Below are 17,538 nucleotides of genomic sequence, written 5' to 3' on the forward strand. Positions count from 1 at the left end.
TATTTTTTTTGGGATAAAAATAATTGTTAATGATTAATTATTAATTAATCAGAACCATTATAAAGTGAGAAATAATTATTAAAGAAGATAATTATTATTGTTTTCTTTAAATTAGCTTATTAAATTTATTAAATTAATTTAATAAAAACTAAGGAGGAAAAAATATATGGACCCAATTACATTAGGTGTAGTCGCATTAATCGGAATAGCTGCTACTATTGGTGGGGCATCAGAAGATATCGAATCTGATATCGGTTCTGAAAGTAACCCTAACTCACAAGTACAACTCGCTCCGCAAATGGGACATTTACACAGAATGGTAAATAAAGCGATCTCTGGGGAACCAGTCGCTTACGGTGTATGGTGTGGAATTTCTTGTTCCGTAGCTTATTTAGTTATGACATTAAATGCTGGATTTTTATCCTTACCTATTATAGCTATAGCTATTGGTGCAACAGTCGCTGCTCTTGTACACGTTATATATACAACAACAGCTCATATTGGTCGTATTGTTGGTCAAGCTCAGTTCCAACAACCACTATTTTATGATCTATTGATTGAATGTTTAGGACCTATTGCAGGTCATGGATTTATTGCAACTTTTTGTATTACAAGTTTCTGTTATTTAATGACAATCCCTCTCGGAGGAAATCCTTTAGTTAGCTTCCCATTACCTGTTTTAGGTGTTGTATGGGGTATTACTATTGGTGCTATCGGATCTTCAACTGGGGATGTTCACTACGGTACAGAAAGTGAATATCAAACTTACCCATTTGGTGGAGGTACTCCTGTAGCTATTCAAGGAGATATAGTTACTAAAGAAGCATGTGGTGCTAAAAACAGTATCGATGTAGGAAACTTTTGTGCTAAATTTGGTGGACCTTTAACTGGTGTTTGTTTCGGTTTAATTGTATTCTTCAGTTTCTGGATTACTGTTGTATTCGGAGTTACTGGTGGTATTATTGCTGGTGCAATAATTATATTAATTTTAATCTATCTTAACTTTAGATTAGAAACTTTTGCTCGTAATGTTTATGGACCTTATGAAGAAGAAGCTGAACCTGCAGAAGAAGCTGAAATTGTAGAAGAAGCTGAAAAGGCAGGACAATAAGGAGGATAAAATTATGTTAGACCCAATTAGTTTAATTATATTTATCGCTGTAGGTGGAGTTCTTATTGGAGCAGGTGTACACTTTATTCCTGTAGGTGGAGCTCCAGCAGCTATGGCAACAGCAACCGGTGTAGGTACTGGTACAGCTATGTTAGCAGCAGGTGCAGGTATGACTGGACTTGTTACAGCAGCTTCAATGACTGGTCAACCAATGATTCTTGTTGTTTTAGCAGGTGCAATTGGTGCAATGTTAATGATGGGATTCACCATGTTAATCGCAAACTATATTTATGTATATGGTTGTGGTGTTGTACCAGCTTCTGCAAAAGTAGATAACGATCCTATTACTGGTAGAAATCAAGAAATTTATTGTACACCTGGTACAGAAGGACACGGAATTCCTACTGTCTGTTTCGTCAGTGGAATTATAGGTTCTCTCATGGGTGGTGCAGGTGGTGGACTTATTTACTATGTAGTAAATAATGCAGCTACCAACGCTAGTTTTATTACAACCCCTATTGAAGCAGCAGCATTAGCAGCTATTATCGCTATTTCTGTTTATTTCATTAATTCTGTTATTGCTTCTTATAATATAGGTGGTACTATTGAAGGATTCCATGATCCTAAGTTCAAAAAAATTGGTCGTGGATTCGCAGCTTGTCTTATAGCATCCATTCTCTGCGCTATACTTTGTGTACTCATTTTAGGAGGTATCTAAAATGGCTGAAGAAAACGCAGTTAATTCTAATGCATTACTTGCAGTAGGAATAATTGGTGGATTATTAGGAATTTATTTAGTTGGTATCAACTCTCTTATAGGACCACTTCTTGCTTGTTTAGGTGGTATTTGTGCTATCGTATGGGGTGCAAATGCTATTAGAACCGTTGCAGGATATGGTTTAGGTACTGGTGTACCTTCTATAGGTTACATGTGTTTAGCTATTGGTATTATTGGTGGATTATCTGGTCTTGCTTTAACATTAGTTCCAGCTTTATCTGGATTTGTAATGTTAGGACCTGTATTTGCTTTAATAATTGCAATGGTTTTAGGTTTCATTGTAGCAGTTGTTGTTAAAAAAATTGTAGGAATGAAAATACCTGTTTTACTTAGATGTACTACTGAAATTGCTGGAGCAGCTGCTTTATCTGTTATAGCATTTTCCGTAGCATTAGCTGGAGCTTATGATATTAATTCTATATCTGCTGCAGTTCTTATACCAGGTTATATTGTTTTATTCTTTATTTTAAACACTATGGCTATACAAGAACCATTTAATGCTTGTCTTGGACCTAACGAAGATCAAAAAAGAACTTTAACCTTAGCTGTTGCTAATGGTTTCCTTGCAATTTGTGTCGTTGGTTTATTATTAATACCTTCTGGATTTGTTTCCTTATTAGTAATAATAGTTGGAGTTATTGGATGGATTTGCAGTTACAGAAAATTCCTTAAAATGTCTAATGAAGCTGCAGCATCCGTTAAATGGTCTGGTTTATGGCCTAAAACAGAGGATCAATAGGAGGTTCAATTATGGAAATGTTACCTTTAATTCAAGTTGTCCCAGAAATGGATCTAGCTATTGACCCTGTAACAGGATCAATAGGTGGAGCTATTGGTGGCGGAGTTTTAGTCACCTTAGACGATGTTAATGTTGAAATAGATAAAATAGAAGAAGCAGCTGATGAATTAATTAATTCTTTAGATCCAACCACTGCTCCTGTAGGTGCTTATGCTGGAAGAGCAGGTTCCTATGTTACTGCAGGTAAACAAACAAACTTTGTTTACGGATTCTTAATTGGATTACTTTTATTAGTAGCTATACTTCCTATTTTAGCTAAGATGGGGGTATTATAGATGGTAGATAAAAAAGAACCTGCAGCAGATTGGCCTCTTATCACAGGAGATTATGTTACAGGTGACCCTGAAAGCCCTGTTGCAGCTGTAACTTTAGCTTCTAATTTAGAAGAAGCTGCTGTTGCTGCTGGAGCTGCTATTGCAGGTCACTGTCACACTGAAAACCTTGGTCTTGAAAAAGTAATCGCTAACACTATTTCTGATCCAAACATCAGATTCTTAATAGTATGTGGTGCTGAAGTACAAGGACACATTACTGGTGCAAGTTTAAAAGCTTTACATGAAAACGGTGCTGACCCTGACAAAGGAGAAATCATAGGTGCTCCTGGAGCTATCCCATATATCGATAATATTCCACAAGATGGAATTGCAAGATTCCAACAACAAGTTGAAATAGTTGATTTAATCGATGTAGAAGATGAAGGTCAAATTGCTTCCAAAGTAAAAGAATGTGTTGAAAAAGATCCAGGTGCTTTTGAAGAAGAAGCAATGGTAATCGACGTTAGTGACGACGATGAAGATGAAGATGAAGGAGATGCAGTACGTCCTGTAACCCCTGAAACCGCTTTACTCGAAGCACGAATGAGAAACATCAACACCCAAATCAAAATGATTGGAGCAGTTGAAAAGGATTTATCCGGTAATTATGCAGGTAAAGTACAAGGAATCATGATTGGTCTTGTATTTACCTTAGTAATCGGAGCTTTATTCTTAATAATATAAGTTAGGAGGTAGGATTATGGTTAAATTTTCAAACAAACCAAACATGAAAGGTATTAAAAGTACATCTGAAAACATTAATCGATCTTCTAAACTTATAGGAAGACAAGGTCGATTATGGTCAGGATTATATCAAACTAGAGTTAGTGGTATAGGATACGGACTTATATTTGCTTTTGCACTATGTCTTGTAATACCATTAATAGTTAAATTATGCGGAATGTAAAGAGGTGTTATGATGGCTGATAATGAAATACCTCAAGTACTTGTTTCTGCAGAAGAATTCGATAAATCTAGTGCAAGATTAGATGATGTTGAAGAAAAAGTTGATTTTACTATTGGTGAATATTACCAACGTTTAGGTCAACAATCTGGTAGAGATGTTGGTATTTTATATGGTATAATTATAGGAATGATAATATTGTTAGTATTTATTAAATTTAATTTAGTAGCAATATTGACAGGATTACTCTAGAATTAATATTTGGAGGATTAACAAATGTATAAGTTTGATAAAGAACAAGTCGTCGTAGATGTTGCTGGATGTAAATGTGGTGGTCAACCTGGAGAATATCCAACCGTACTTGCAGGAACTATCTTTTATGGCGGACACAAAATTATTAGTGATGAAAAAGAAGGAATTTTCGATAAAGACAAAGCTGAAGAATTAATTAAACATATGGAAGAAATGGAAGATACCACTGGTAACCCATGTATTATCCAAACTTTTGGTGCAACACCAGAAGCTATGGTAAAATACTTAGAATTTGTCGGTGATGTATCAGACAAGGCTTTCATGATTGATTCTACTAGTGCTGATGCTAAAGTAGCAGGTGCTAGATATGCTCAAGATGCAGGTTTATCTGACAGAGCTATATATAACAGTTTAAGTATGGCTTGTGAAGAACCTGAAATCGAAGCAGTTAAAGAAACCGATATTTCTTCTTCAATTATTCTCGGATTCAACCCAATGGAACCTGGTGTCGAAGGTAAAATCGATATTTGGGAAAATGGTGGATCTGTAATGGATCAAGGAATTCTTGAATTAGCAGACGAATGTGGTATTGATAAACCATTTATGGATGTAGCTATTACTCCTTTAGGTCAAGGTGCAGGTCCTGCACTCAGAACAACATTTGCTGAAAAAAGTAAATGGGGTTACCCTATAGGATCCGGTATTCATAATGTACCATCTGCATGGGATTGGTTAAGAGACTACAAAAAGACAGTACGTAAAGAAACTTTCCACGTATGTGATATAGGTTCTGACCTTTTACAAATTGCTGTAGGAGGAGACTTCTGTCTCTTTGGACCTATCGAAAACAGTCCTGATGTTTTCCCAGCAGCTGCTATGGCTGATGGATTCGTTGCTGAAGCTGCAAAAGATTTAGGAACTGAACCTATAGAAACTCACCCATTCAATAAATTATTATAAATAATTTTATTAGTTTGAGGATTTTACTATAGAGTTTACTTCTTTAAACTCTTTTAAAGTTAAACACGTAAAAAATATAAAGGCTTTATATGGGCTTTTAGGTTTTAAGTAAAAATTTTTATTTAAAACTTAAATTCTATATAAAACCAATTTTTTTAAAACCATATTAATACTAATTTTACATAAATTATTACTAACTTTTTTTTACAAAAATTAAAACACCCCCTAGATTTAATTAAAATTCCTGGAAATCCTATTCTATATTAGAACAATTTAATAAAATTTATATTGTTATATTTATAAACCCAATAAACAAGCATAAAAATAAAAAATTTTATAATATTAATTTTAGGAGTTAAATGGTGTATAAAAATGTCATTTTTAGGTAATTTATTCAATAAAGGCCCAAAACCAGTTATAGCTCATAGTCAAACAGAAAAATTAGATTTTCTAAAAGCTAGTACTAACCGGCCTCAAAGTCCAGGTTTCAAAACAAGACCTGATGAGTATTATGTTGTTGCAAGTGTAGAACTCGGAAACACAACAACCAAATGTATTCTTACAGCTACCAACTTAAATTCTAGTAAATCCTACCTACTAGATAAAACAGTTAAAATGACTAGAGATATTCGAAAACCAAAACCCGACGAAGAAGTATTCGGTTCAACAGTTTGGGGAATAGAATTATCAAAAGAATCAGTAGCAGATTTAATAAAAGACACAGTACTAGAATCCCTACACAAAGCAAACGTAGACATGGAAAAAGACTTAGACTTCGTAGTACGTTCAACAGGTGTAACAGCAGGTTTTGCAACCACACAAGAAGTAGGTAAACTAGTAATAGCACTAGCAGACGGATGCTTAAATGCAGGTATACCACCTAAAAAAATGGCACCAGCAATGACCACACAACAATTACCAAAAAGATTACAAAATTTCACCCTACTAGACAATATAAGTTTCGATGGAGCAGTAGTAAGTGTAGTTCCACCACGAGGCCGAGAAGTAGTAGCAAACGAAATGGAAGGAGAACTAGTAACAGCAGGAATAAAACTAGGAAGTAAATGGACAGAAGTCGATTACCGAAACCCCTGTGTCAGCCTAGATTTCGGAAGTACACTAGCCGGCCGTATAGTAAACAAAGAAGAACCATACGCAAATACAATAGGTAACTTTTTAGGACTTGCAGGTGTTATAAGTGATTCACTTGCACGTGGAAGTAAACAAGTAGACCCCAAAGGTGGAGCAGCACTAGATTTATATGATCCAAAACTCCTACGTAAAGGAGATCAGAAAAAAGCAAAAATCAATGCACAAGAAGCACATAAACTCATAAACATCACCAAAGTACCAGAAGGTATGGAACGTTTCGGTACAGTACCATTAGACAGTACCCGAGCAAAAGATGCAGGAACCACTCTAATAGGTTGTGATGTTGGAACTAATGCAGATGGATTGCCTGAATTAATGGAATTAGGAGGACAATTCTATGATGAAGATGGTCTTCCAACCTTACTTGCAACAATGGATCATGTAAGTGCAATAATAGTTGACCGCTTACTAGATATAGCATTTGAAGAAAAACTTGTCCTACCTGGAAGCATATTAGGTGTAACAGGTCGTGCAGGTATCACCGGACGTAAACCTAACCTTATACTCGAATACACTAAAGAAAAATTCGATCAAGTAGTATTTGTTGAAGATGGTTTAGGTTTAGGTGCAGCTACTATGGCTCGTTGTATGAATAGTATGGGTACTCCAAAAACACCATTAGGTGGAAACCAAGGAGAACATTGTATACTTAAAAAACGTATGCAACTTCAAAACAAAAAAACATAATTAAACATAAAAATTATATTATAAACTTTATTCTTTCCTTTTTTTCTTATGATTTTTAGTATACTAATGGCTGGTGGACGTGGGACACGTTTAAATAATAAAGTTGAAAAACCATTATACAATTTTAATGGTAAACCCCTAATAGACCACGTAATAGGAAACCTTCAAAAATCAAAAGTTGATAAAATTATCATAGCACTAAGTCCACATACAAACCAAACACTAAAACATTTAAAAGAAAAAGGATTTAAAAACTTCAACCTAAACTTACTAGATTCTTATAATGAATTTATCCTAAATACTCCAGGTGAAGGATATCTTAAAGATTACAACTACATTTTAAGATTACTAGAGAAACATTCAAAAAAGGATACAGTACTATTTATCAATACTGATCTTCCTTTTATAAATTATAATATTTTAAATAAAGTTTTAAATGAATATCTAAAAATTCAAACTGATGCTTTAAGTGTTTTTGTTCCTGAAGAAATTTTCAATACCAACAACCTAGATTACAAGTATGCATATAAAGGATTAGTACCTTCAGGATTAAACATAGTTCGAAGCGAAAATATCATTCAAGAACAAGAAGATTTAATTTTACCACATATAGAACTAGCACTTAACATGAATACATTAAATAATATACAGATAGGGCTTAAATTATTAAAATAAAATATTAAAAAAAGACTTATCAAAAAGTTTATATATTTTATAACTACATAGATTTATTTAATAATATAAAAACTTTAATTCAGGCTTTTTTAAAAAAAAATATTTTATCTAAAAAAAAACAAAATCCCTTAAAAAAACTGTTAATAGAATAAAATATTAAAATTTTTTTTTTTATACATAAAAGAATACAGAAATTAAAAAACATATGAAAAAAATTAACTTGGTGGAATTTATAATGGAAAATAAGGCAATACCTAAAAAAGAAGAAAAAATGTGGAGTGAAATTAAGAATTATCAAGTAGCAACCAATAATGCACGTATACTTGGAGTTCTTGACGAACTTATAATAAACGAAAAAACTGGTAAAATAGTTGATATTGCTATTCGCGTAGAAAGTGGCCGTAACGTTCATGTAAAAGGCGCTAAACGTAAAGGAGACCTATTACTCGTTCCTTTCACTAAAGTTGAAAAAGTTGGAGAATTCATAATAGTAACAGAATAAAACTATTCTCTAAATTCTCTAATACCCCCCCATTTTTTTACATTACTACTACTTTTTTTTAAAACAATTTTTATAATTTCTATTTTTCAATCATTAAACTAAATAATTTAACCAATTTTTTCATAGAAACATATTCTAATTTATAAATATAAAATCTCTAAAAAATTTTTAATATAACAATAGTTTATATAAATGATAACAAATAAAAGAAGAATATAATAATTGTTATATTTTTTCTATAAAAAAAAATTAATAATTAAAAAAAAAGAATTTGTATTTAAATAAAAATAATTCATGGTGGTGGAAAATAAAATGTTACTAAAAATAGAAGACTTAGCAGTACAAGTCGAAGGAAAACAAGTACTCAAAGACATCGACTTATGTATAAAAGAAGGAGAAACCCACGTCCTACTCGGACCTAACGGTGGAGGGAAAAGTACACTCTTCATGAGCATACTCGGATTTCCTAATTACAAAATAACCAATGGTAATATAATATTTAAAGGAGAAGACATAACTAACTTAACAACAACCGAAAGAGTTCAAAAAGGAATAGGTGTAAGTTTCCAAACACCTCCAGCAATAAGAGGAGTAAGTGTAGAAAACCTATTAAGACTCATAGAAAACAAAGATATAGAAAAAGAACTCTCACCAAAAATGCAAAACTTATGCACAAAACTAAAATTCAACCAAGACTTCCTAAAAAGAGACGTGAACCTCGGATTCTCAGGAGGAGAAGTTAAAAGATCAGAAATACTCCAACTCCTAGCACAAAAACCAGAATTTGTAATGTTTGATGAACCTGACAGTGGAGTAGACATAGAAAACGTTGAATTAATAGCAGAAGAAATAAATGAATTATTAGAAAAAAATACCAAACCAAAACAAAGAACAAGATCAGGATTACTAATCACTCACCTCGGATACATCCTAAACTATGTAAATGCAGACATAGCACATGTACTCCTAGACGGTGAAATCGCTTGTTCAGGAAACCCAGAAGAAATAATACAAGATGTTAAAACAGAAGGATTTAGAGGATGTGTTGAATGTGCGGAATGTATCTCAAAAAGCTGCTAAAGCAAAAGACAAAAAAGCAGCAATAGGAACAGATGTAACTATAGAAAACTATTCAGAAGAAACTATAGATGCATATGATGTAATAGACAGCTTAGATGATGTAAGTAAATCAACACAAGACACCCTACTAAAAGTCGGAGTAGACTCTGATGAAACTAATCGAGCAGGATCATTTCTACAAGTTGGTCAAAGTAACATCTTCCAAGACAGCCTAACAGGTGACGTGGAATTACTAAACCTACAACAAGCATTAGATAAATACAATTGGGTATCAGATTTAATGTGGACAACAGTCCAAGCAGACGCAGATAAATACACTGCAAAAACAGCACTTCGAGAATCTGAAGAAAATGTAAGATCAGGTTACTTCATAAGAAGTAAACCAGGAACCAAACAAACCTTCCCAGTACAAGCATGCATGTTTATAGCAGACCAAGACGTAATCCAAACCACTCACAATATAATAATTGCAGAAGAAAACTCAGAACTACATTTAATAACCGGTTGTGCAACAGGTGACGATGTATCCTCAGCACTCCACGTAGGAGTCTCAGAACTATTCGTCAAACCAGGTGGAAAAATCACATTCACCATGATACATAACTGGGCAGAACAAGTAGAAGTACGTCCAAGAACCGGAATAAAAGTAGAAGACAATGGAACATTCATAAATAATTATATCTTAACCAGTCCAGTACACTCCCTACAATCTTATCCAACAGCACACTGTGTAGGTAAAAATTCACGTGCACTATTCCAAACCATCCTTAATGGTCAAAAAGATAGTTACATTGATAGTGGAGCACGGGGAATACTTTCTGGTGATGGAGCATCAACAGAAGTTATTAGTCGAGCAGTAAGTAATGATGAATCAAAAATTTATGCTAGAGGACACCTAGCAGGTGAAAGACCAAACGTAAAAGGACACCTAGAATGTAATGGACTCGTACTATCAGATGATTCAAGCATCTATGCTGTACCAGAATTAGAAGCAAACAGTAGTGGTCTTGAATTATCACACGAAGCTGCAGTAGGTAAAATAGATGAAGATGAAATTTATTACCTTACAAGTCGTGGTTTAACAGAAGAAGAAGCAGCTGCAATGATAGTTAGAGGATTTTTAAGTATGGACATAACAGGCCTACCACCAGCACTTGCAAAATCCACACAAGAAATGATAGACATGAGTGTAAAAGGAATATAAATAAATATTTTTCCTTTCACTCTATTTTTTTATAATGTTTCTAGCTAGATTAAACAATTCTTCTTTGTCTATATAAAGATTAAAACCCCCTATTTTTTTATAACTTTAATTAAACTATTTTTAAATTCAATTTTTAACAAAACCTTAAATAAAAATGATTTTATTACTCTCCTATTTTTTTAAAACAATTTACTGGTTTATTTATAATTACACTCCATTTTAACTAATTTTGAAAACTAATTTTTTTTAAATGACTTACAAAGTATTAATTACCTAATTATAATTGGAGGTGAAAAAAAATTTTAAAACTTAAATTTTAAGTACAGATATTTTAGTTTGATTTAAACAAAACTTATCAAATCTATCTAAGTCAAAAAAAAATTAAGGAATATAATTTTTAGAATGGAATGAAAAATAAGAAAAAAATTAAATTTTAAATCTTTAATGGGGAATTAAGAGAAAAATATAAGTCAAATAAATTTATATAAAAATTATAATAAAATAGTGGGGTTTTAAAGAATAAAAATTTTGAAAAACATAGATACAAAGACAATTTCAGGAAGGATCTCTAAAGAAAAATTTGAAGAATTAAAAAATTTAAATTTAGATGGAACAACTAGTATAAAAGTTGCTAAAGCAATAGATTTTTTAATATTAATTTATTCAGATAATAATGAACAATATAAGGAATTATATGAATTAAATTTAAAGAGAACCCGTAGAGATGAAATTGAAAAAGAGTTAAAGGAATTAAAAAAGGATATAAATTTTTTAGAAGAAAAAAACAATACAGTTAAAAACTTAGATTTAACTGATACATTAAAAAAAATATATTATAATGATAAATGTTCAGATTTTTTAAATAAGCAGTTAGAACGATTATCTAATAGAAGGTATGCTCCTGAAATTTTTAAAGATAAAAATAATTTATCTTTTAATCAAAAAAGGTACTTAGAAATTTTAATTAATAGTTTAAAAAAGTTTAATAATGAAAACAATTTTGATTTAGATTATGATAGTTTTATTGAGGGGATGATACAAATAAAACAGGAAAACAAGGATTAAATAAAAATATACTTATTATAAAAGTTTAAATTAAAAATTTAACTAAGTTTTAAATTGTATACACATTTTGCATACCTTTTAAAATTTTTGCGCAAGTGTAGTGTAAGGGGGGAGTTATAACTTTAAGTTATAACTATAACTATATTCTAACTAGTATACTAATAATAATAATAATAATAATAATAATAATAATAATATATTAATAAACTATAATTCTGCGAGGGTCCTGTATAGAAAAAGAGTTATAACTTTAAATTATAACTATAACTCCCATAATACAGTATACATTTTCAAATCTTAAAAAACCTATAACTTTAAGTTATAACTTTAACTCTATTCTTATAGTATAGATTTTCAGATTTTAAATTAACTATAACTTTAAGTTATAACTTTAACTCTATTCTTATAGTATAGATTTTCAGATTTTAAATTAACTATAACTTTAGGTTATAACTTTAACTCCTCTTACTTAGTATAGTTTATATTTATAAAAAATATTTTTTTCATATAATTGTATTAATTTATTCATTGTATTTTTTTAATGATCTTTTAATTTTTGGTTTTTAGATGAAATTTAAATATTTAAGGGGGTAATGTTTTTTTTATTAAAATTTTTTTGGGGTTTATTCTTATTTTTATATTTTTTGTTGATTTCAGCATATATTGCTAGCTAGAGGTATACTGATTGGTACTTTTTTCAATGTTTTATAGGGGCTTTGTTTTTTTTAATTTTTTCATATAATTTTTCTTGTTGGTGATGTTTGTGTTTCTTATTTTTTTAAGTGTCTATTGGATTTTTATTGAAGTTTTTTAAGTGTTTGTATAGTGTTTTAATTATTTTAAAGGTATTTAGTTAAAAATAAAACTGTTAGTATTAATACATACAAAAAACTTAATATGATATTTAAAGCTTTCGAAATACTTTTCGAAGTAACATTTATATTTAATACTTATTTAATATATTAACAGTACATTGATGTTAAGCTGAGCTAGCTCATTAACGTACAATAAAAACTAAAAATTAAATAAGAAAAATTAAGACTTTTTTTTTATTTAAAAAAATATTAGTTTTACATAAAAAAAACTTTTTATAAAAAGCAAAAAAAAAAAATATAAATCCTTAAAAAGAGAAGAACTTTTCTTTTTTTAGGTAAAAAAAATATATATAAAAAAAAATTTGAGATATTCTAGAGGAGGAAAAACTCTATGGACGAAGATGTAAAAATAGTAATGTTTTGTTGTAACTGGTGCTCCTATGGTGGAGCAGACACAGCAGGTACTGCTAGAATGCAATACCCACCGAATATAAGAGTAATTCGAGTAATGTGTTCCGGAAGAATAGACCCACAATTTATCCTTAAAGCATTCAGAGAAGGTGCAGATGGAGTACTTATCGCAGGATGCCATATGGGAGACTGCCACTACGATGCAGGAAACTACAAATTAGATAGAAGAATGAGATTAGTTTACAAACTCGTAGAAGACCTTGGAATAGGAAAAGAAAGAGTATACCATGATTGGATCAGTGCATCCGAAGGGGAAAAATTCGCAACTACTGTAACCATGATGGTAAATCGTATTAAAGAACTCGGACCATCCCCATTAAAAGAAGAAATCGAAGCAGAAGGATAAATTTAATATTATTTGGAGGATTATGATAACATGGCTGAAAAAGCACAAATAGGAACCATGTGGCTCGGAGGATGTTCCGGTTGTCACTTATCAATTGCTGATTTCCACGAATCATTACTTGATGTATTAGAATTAGCAGAATTCAAATTTTCACCAGTACTTATGGATACCAAATATGATGAAGTACCACACTTAGATGTACTTATTGTAGAAGGTGGAATAAGAAACAATGAAAACCGTGAATTAGCAGAAATGTTAAGAGAAAAAGCAGACTTTGTAATTGCATACGGAACATGTGCAGCATACGGTGGAATACCAGGACTTGGAAACTTACACACCGTAGAAGAATTAGAAGAAGAAGCATACATTAACTCTTGCAGTACTGTAAACCCAGAAGGAATCATCCCAAGCGAAGGCGTACCACACCTTGAATCCCGTGTAAGACCATTACACGAATGTATTGATGTGGACTTAACCATCCCAGGATGCCCACCAAGATCCGATGTAGTTGCACAAGCAATCATTACATTATTAAATGGGGAAACAATAGAATTACCAACAACTAACCTTTGTGAAGTATGTCCAAGAGAAAAACCACCTGCAGGTTTAGCAATGGACTTCATCAAAAGACAATTTGAAGTTGGAAAACCAGAAGAAGATTTATGTTTAATCTCCCAAGGACTCGTATGTATGGGACCAGCAACCGTATCCCTCTGTGGATCCGAATGCCCAGGAGACGCAAACGTACCATGCCGTGGATGTTACGGACCAACTGCAAATGTTAAAGATGCAGGAGCAAAAATGATTTCCGCTATCGCATCAGATTACGGAGTATCAGAAGATAAAGATGTAGATCCAGAAGAAGTAGCAAACGAATTAGATGATATCGTAGGAACATTCTACACCTACACTTTACCTGATGCATTAGTACCAATGAAAATGCAAAAAGGAGGCAAATAAATATGACAACACTTACAATGGAACCAGTAACCCGTATTGAAGGACACGCAAAAATAACCGTAGACCTTGATGAAAACGGTAACGTAAAAGACACAAAATTACACGTAATGGAATTCCGTGGTTTTGAAAAATTCTTACAAGGAAGACCAATAGAAGAAGTAGCACGTATAGTACCACGTATCTGTGGTATTTGTGATGTACAACACCACTTAGCAGCAGCAAAAGCAGCAGACCAAATCTTCGGATTCGGAGACGAAATACTCCCTACTGCTTATAAGATGAGAGAAATTGAAAACTGGGGATCATTCATGCACTCCCACGCTCTTCACTTCTACTTCCTCGCAGCACCAGATTTAATAATACCAAACGGAACAAGACAAACCCGTAACGTATTCCAAATCATTAAAGACAGTCCAGAAGTAGCATTACAAGCAATCAAAATCAGAAGAAATGGTTTAGATATTGTAAGAGCAATAGGTGGACGTCCAATTCACCCAGCTAGTAGTATTCCAGGTGGAATAACCACAGAACTCTCCGATGAAACACAAGCAGACTTACTTGCAAAAGCAAAAGAAAACGTTGAACTTGCACAAGCAACACTTGACCTTGCAAAACCAGTATTTGCTGAAAAATTAGACCTTGTACAAACCCTTGGAAACTTCGGAGACACACGTCACTGCGGACTCGTTAAAGATGGTGTATGGGATGTATATGATGGAAATGTTAGAATAAAATCCAAAGACGGATCCAAAATCGAATACGAATACAACAACCTCGAATACCAAGACATTGTTGCAGAACACGTAAAACCTTACAGTTGGTTAAAATTCCCATACATTAAAGAATTAGGATACCCTGAAGGAATTTACCGTGTAGCACCATTATCTCGTTTAAACGTTGCAGATAAAATGCCAGACCAAGCACCATTAGCTCAAGCTGCATTTGAAGAATTCCGTGAAAAATTTGGATACGCACAACAACCATTACTCTTCCACTGGGCAAGAATCATCGAAATGTTAGCAGCAGCAGAATGTGCAGCTGACGGATTAGATCAAGACTTATCTGGTGAAAAAGTACCGGAACCACAAGAAAAAGTAGCAGGAGAAGGTGCAGGTATTGTAGAAGCACCTCGTGGAACATTAATCCACCACTACAAAACAGATGACAATGGACTTGTAACTAAAGCAAACATCGTAGTAGCAACTATCCAAAACAATCCAGCAATGGAAATGGGAATAAACCAAGTCGCAAAAACTTACATTAAACCTGGTGTTGAAGTAGATGATAAAATCTTCAACCTTATGGAAATGGTTATCCGTGCATACGACCCATGTTTATCCTGTGCAACCCACACAATGGATGGTCAAATGAGACTTGCAACTATTGAAGTATACGATAGTGAAGGAACCCTTGTCAAGAAAATATAAAATATTTGATGCAAAAAAAAATATAATACTAAAAAAATTAGAATTTTATAAAAAAAAATTTTTTTATGAGGAATAAAATACTATTTAACCCCCATATTATTTTTTTATATAATCCCTTTTTTTTAGAATTATTTTATATTAAAAAAAATATTTTTTTTTCAAACAAAAAAATTAAAATATAAAAATTGAAGAAAAAAAATTTAATTAATTAAATTAGGAGAATAACTAATATGATATCAGTTAATCAAGATACTTGCATCAAATGTGGAGCTTGTGAAGGAGTTTGTCCTTCAGGTGCTATTGCAGTTAAAGAAACAGTAACTTACTGTGATACTTGTGAAAGTGAACCTAAATGTGCTGATGTGTGTCCTAATGGTGCATTAACTGTTGGAGACATTATCATTTCTGATGATGCAGATCCAGTTGTAAGATTAAACTTCAATCCAAGTAAATGTGACCAATGTGGAGAATGTATAAGTGCATGTCCTAAAAGTATAATGAAACTTGGAGACGAGGAAGGGGAATTACCACTTGGTGGATACTGTGTAATGTGTCAACAATGTGTTGATATTTGTCCAGTAGATGCAATCGGTATGCCAGGTATAAAAGAACCAGCAAGTCGTGAAGTAAATATTGAAGGTGCAGTCTACATAGAAGACTGTGTAGGATGTGGAACATGTGTAAGTGAATGCCCAGTAGAAGCAATTACTTTATCTGGTTATGGTGAACCAATCACTATAGATGAAGATACTTGTATTAAATGTGGAATCTGCTCACAAACATGTCCATGGAATGCAGTATACATTAGTGAAAACATTCCAACTAAACGTGGAAAAACCATAAACACTTTCACATTAAACAATACAGATTGTATTGGATGTAATACTTGTGTAGATGCATGTCCAGGAGACTTCATACAAGCTAAAGGTGCAGATTTAAGTATAAAATTACCAAAAGCATGTGCAGCATGTGGATTATGTGAAAAATTATGCCCAGTCGACGCAATCGAATTAGATGTGACTTGGGGACAAGCAACACAAGCCAACGAAGAAGGATTAGTCCGTGATACTGAAAAATGTATCTTTGATGGATCCTGCGCACTTAAATGTCCAACAGAAGCAATACGTGTAGTCACTAAACGTGGAATGGAATTACCATCCAAAAAACGTGACATGGGAGAACCATCCTTTAACATGTGTGCAAGATGCGGAGCATGCGCAGCAGTATGTCCAAACGATGCACTACAACTTGCAGAAGTAGATAAAATCATAGACGGTGTAACAGTTACACGTAACCGTATAAACTTCAATGCAAGTAAATGTGATCAATGTGGAGACTGCATAAGTGCATGTCCATATGACATGTTACATGAAACAAGTAAACCAAACTTACCTGTAGCAGGATTCTGCACACTCTGTGAAAACTGTATCGAAAGATGCAAAGAAGAAGCACTATCACTAAAATAAACACTTCTTATAAGACTTAAAAGGGGAGAAATTACTCTTATTTCCCCCTTTTTTCTTATAAAAAAATTTTAACTCTTTTTTTACTTAATTTAATTAGATAATTAAAATTTTTCTGTATATTAATCCTATTTTTTTTACTTTTATACTGTGAGAATTATATAGTAAAGTATTTATTGTATAATTACAATAAGGTTATATTAACATGGTATTTTTTTAACAACCCTTTAAAAAAATCTTATTAGGTTTTGGATTGTTTTAATAAATTAAAACAAAAATGAAAGGTTTAATTTGATGTTAAAAAATAACTAACACTCTTACACCTACTCATATTCCCACCATAATAATAATTGTACGAAAATTTTTAAAGGACAAAATAAACTATTGTTATTTAAAAGAATACTTCATGTTAAAAATGTTTATATGGGGATGATGTAATCCCAAATATGAAAAATGGGGGGAAAACTTTTTCTTCTATTTTTATTATATGGGTTTTACTATTATTTTCTTTCATATGAAAAAGAATAAAAAAAATATATTTAGACAGACGAATGAAAAAATAGATCAAAAAAA

18 protein-coding genes are annotated in these 17,538 nt (G+C 32.2%); all 18 read left to right on the plus strand.

Annotated features, from left to right (window positions below; translation table 11 throughout):
- Window positions 1-166 precede the first annotated feature (166 nt).
- The 18 genes from mtrE (at window position 167) to BP997_RS05600 (ending at window position 16,968) form a co-directional block, all read left to right on the plus strand.
- Window positions 167-1,111, plus strand: coding sequence for a tetrahydromethanopterin S-methyltransferase subunit E (mtrE, locus tag BP997_RS05515; RefSeq protein WP_413824009.1), 945 nt, complete (start codon window positions 167-169; stop codon window positions 1,109-1,111).
- Between the two features lie 13 nt (window positions 1,112-1,124).
- A complete protein-coding gene (mtrD, locus tag BP997_RS05520) occupies window positions 1,125-1,829 on the plus strand; it encodes a tetrahydromethanopterin S-methyltransferase subunit D (RefSeq protein WP_413824012.1) in 705 nt (234 codons plus the stop codon).
- A 1-nt stretch (window position 1,830) separates the two neighbouring features.
- The gene (mtrC, locus tag BP997_RS05525) at window positions 1,831-2,628 is read left to right on the plus strand and encodes a tetrahydromethanopterin S-methyltransferase subunit MtrC (RefSeq protein WP_413828995.1); all 798 of its coding nucleotides are present in this window, start codon (window positions 1,831-1,833) and stop codon (window positions 2,626-2,628) included.
- 11 nt (window positions 2,629-2,639) lie between these two features.
- Window positions 2,640-2,963, plus strand: coding sequence for a tetrahydromethanopterin S-methyltransferase subunit MtrB (gene mtrB, locus BP997_RS05530; RefSeq protein WP_409198455.1), 324 nt, complete (start codon window positions 2,640-2,642; stop codon window positions 2,961-2,963).
- Window positions 2,964-3,686 carry a tetrahydromethanopterin S-methyltransferase subunit A gene (gene mtrA / locus BP997_RS05535; RefSeq protein WP_409198456.1) on the plus strand — a complete coding sequence of 241 codons (723 nt, stop codon included), beginning with the start codon at window positions 2,964-2,966 and terminating at the stop codon, window positions 3,684-3,686.
- Between the two features lie 16 nt (window positions 3,687-3,702).
- Window positions 3,703-3,909 carry a tetrahydromethanopterin S-methyltransferase subunit F gene (locus BP997_RS05540; RefSeq protein WP_409198457.1) on the plus strand — a complete coding sequence of 69 codons (207 nt, stop codon included), beginning with the start codon at window positions 3,703-3,705 and terminating at the stop codon, window positions 3,907-3,909.
- Window positions 3,910-3,921: 12 nt separating this feature from the next.
- Window positions 3,922-4,158: a tetrahydromethanopterin S-methyltransferase subunit MtrG gene (gene mtrG / locus BP997_RS05545; RefSeq protein WP_409198458.1), complete on the plus strand. Its 237-nt coding sequence runs from the start codon at window positions 3,922-3,924 to the stop codon at window positions 4,156-4,158.
- Window positions 4,159-4,182: 24 nt separating this feature from the next.
- Window positions 4,183-5,118, plus strand: a complete 936-nt coding sequence (gene mtrH / locus BP997_RS05550) for a tetrahydromethanopterin S-methyltransferase subunit H (RefSeq protein ID WP_413824017.1) — start codon at window positions 4,183-4,185, stop codon at window positions 5,116-5,118.
- 372 nt (window positions 5,119-5,490) lie between these two features.
- The gene (locus BP997_RS05555; RefSeq protein WP_413828997.1) at window positions 5,491-6,957 is read left to right on the plus strand and encodes a methanogenesis marker 14 protein; all 1,467 of its coding nucleotides are present in this window, start codon (window positions 5,491-5,493) and stop codon (window positions 6,955-6,957) included.
- A 66-nt stretch (window positions 6,958-7,023) separates the two neighbouring features.
- Window positions 7,024-7,632: an NTP transferase domain-containing protein gene (locus BP997_RS05560; RefSeq protein ID WP_413828999.1), complete on the plus strand. Its 609-nt coding sequence runs from the start codon at window positions 7,024-7,026 to the stop codon at window positions 7,630-7,632.
- Window positions 7,633-7,867: 235 nt separating this feature from the next.
- Window positions 7,868-8,134, plus strand: coding sequence for a PRC-barrel domain-containing protein (locus BP997_RS05565; RefSeq protein WP_409198462.1), 267 nt, complete (start codon window positions 7,868-7,870; stop codon window positions 8,132-8,134).
- Between the two features lie 312 nt (window positions 8,135-8,446).
- A complete protein-coding gene (sufC, locus tag BP997_RS05570; RefSeq protein ID WP_409198466.1) occupies window positions 8,447-9,214 on the plus strand; it encodes a Fe-S cluster assembly ATPase SufC in 768 nt (255 codons plus the stop codon).
- Window positions 9,150-10,418: a SufB/SufD family protein gene (locus BP997_RS05575; RefSeq protein ID WP_409198467.1), complete on the plus strand. Its 1,269-nt coding sequence runs from the start codon at window positions 9,150-9,152 to the stop codon at window positions 10,416-10,418. The genes sufC and BP997_RS05575 overlap by 65 nt, the downstream gene beginning before the upstream one ends.
- Window positions 10,419-10,946: 528 nt before the next feature.
- A complete protein-coding gene (locus BP997_RS05580; RefSeq protein ID WP_409198468.1) occupies window positions 10,947-11,483 on the plus strand; it encodes a hypothetical protein in 537 nt (178 codons plus the stop codon).
- Window positions 11,484-12,689: 1,206 nt separating this feature from the next.
- Window positions 12,690-13,115, plus strand: a complete 426-nt coding sequence (locus tag BP997_RS05585) for a hydrogenase iron-sulfur subunit (RefSeq protein ID WP_409198469.1) — start codon at window positions 12,690-12,692, stop codon at window positions 13,113-13,115.
- Between the two features lie 30 nt (window positions 13,116-13,145).
- Window positions 13,146-14,075: a F420-nonreducing hydrogenase gene (locus tag BP997_RS05590; protein ID WP_409198470.1), complete on the plus strand. Its 930-nt coding sequence runs from the start codon at window positions 13,146-13,148 to the stop codon at window positions 14,073-14,075.
- Window positions 14,076-14,077: 2 nt separating this feature from the next.
- Complete coding sequence (locus tag BP997_RS05595; protein WP_413824343.1) at window positions 14,078-15,502, plus strand: Ni/Fe hydrogenase subunit alpha; 1,425 nt, start codon at window positions 14,078-14,080, stop codon at window positions 15,500-15,502.
- Window positions 15,503-15,732: 230 nt separating this feature from the next.
- On the plus strand, window positions 15,733-16,968 hold the full coding sequence (locus BP997_RS05600; protein ID WP_413829001.1) for a 4Fe-4S binding protein: 1,236 nt from the start codon (window positions 15,733-15,735) through the stop codon (window positions 16,966-16,968).
- Window positions 16,969-17,538 lie beyond the last annotated feature (570 nt).

This window comes from Methanobrevibacter sp. UBA412 (genome assembly GCA_002495685.1).
Classification (GTDB): Archaea; Methanobacteriota; Methanobacteria; order Methanobacteriales; family Methanobacteriaceae; genus Methanobrevibacter_A; species Methanobrevibacter_A acididurans.

What these genes read in the sequence shown, in the direction of transcription:
- mtrC (WP_413828995.1), top strand. Translation starts at nt 1,831, where the DNA reads ATGGCTGAAGAAAACGCAGTTAATTCTAATGCATTACTTGCAGTAGGA.
- mtrG (WP_409198458.1), top strand. Translation starts at nt 3,922, where the DNA reads ATGGCTGATAATGAAATACCTCAAGTACTTGTTTCTGCAGAAGAATTC.
- mtrH (WP_413824017.1), top strand. Translation starts at nt 4,183, where the DNA reads ATGTATAAGTTTGATAAAGAACAAGTCGTCGTAGATGTTGCTGGATGT.
- BP997_RS05560 (WP_413828999.1), top strand. Translation starts at nt 7,024, where the DNA reads ATGGCTGGTGGACGTGGGACACGTTTAAATAATAAAGTTGAAAAACCA.
- BP997_RS05565 (WP_409198462.1), top strand. Translation starts at nt 7,868, where the DNA reads ATGGAAAATAAGGCAATACCTAAAAAAGAAGAAAAAATGTGGAGTGAA.
- sufC (WP_409198466.1), top strand. Translation starts at nt 8,447, where the DNA reads ATGTTACTAAAAATAGAAGACTTAGCAGTACAAGTCGAAGGAAAACAA.
- mtrA (WP_409198456.1), top strand. Translation starts at nt 2,964, where the DNA reads ATGGTAGATAAAAAAGAACCTGCAGCAGATTGGCCTCTTATCACAGGA.
- mtrB (WP_409198455.1), top strand. Translation starts at nt 2,640, where the DNA reads ATGGAAATGTTACCTTTAATTCAAGTTGTCCCAGAAATGGATCTAGCT.
- BP997_RS05585 (WP_409198469.1), top strand. Translation starts at nt 12,690, where the DNA reads ATGGACGAAGATGTAAAAATAGTAATGTTTTGTTGTAACTGGTGCTCC.
- BP997_RS05600 (WP_413829001.1), top strand. Translation starts at nt 15,733, where the DNA reads ATGATATCAGTTAATCAAGATACTTGCATCAAATGTGGAGCTTGTGAA.
- BP997_RS05540 (WP_409198457.1), top strand. Translation starts at nt 3,703, where the DNA reads ATGGTTAAATTTTCAAACAAACCAAACATGAAAGGTATTAAAAGTACA.
- BP997_RS05590 (WP_409198470.1), top strand. Translation starts at nt 13,146, where the DNA reads ATGGCTGAAAAAGCACAAATAGGAACCATGTGGCTCGGAGGATGTTCC.
- BP997_RS05555 (WP_413828997.1), top strand. Translation starts at nt 5,491, where the DNA reads ATGTCATTTTTAGGTAATTTATTCAATAAAGGCCCAAAACCAGTTATA.
- mtrE (WP_413824009.1), top strand. Translation starts at nt 167, where the DNA reads ATGGACCCAATTACATTAGGTGTAGTCGCATTAATCGGAATAGCTGCT.
- mtrD (WP_413824012.1), top strand. Translation starts at nt 1,125, where the DNA reads ATGTTAGACCCAATTAGTTTAATTATATTTATCGCTGTAGGTGGAGTT.
- BP997_RS05575 (WP_409198467.1), top strand. Translation starts at nt 9,150, where the DNA reads ATGTTAAAACAGAAGGATTTAGAGGATGTGTTGAATGTGCGGAATGTA.
- BP997_RS05595 (WP_413824343.1), top strand. Translation starts at nt 14,078, where the DNA reads ATGACAACACTTACAATGGAACCAGTAACCCGTATTGAAGGACACGCA.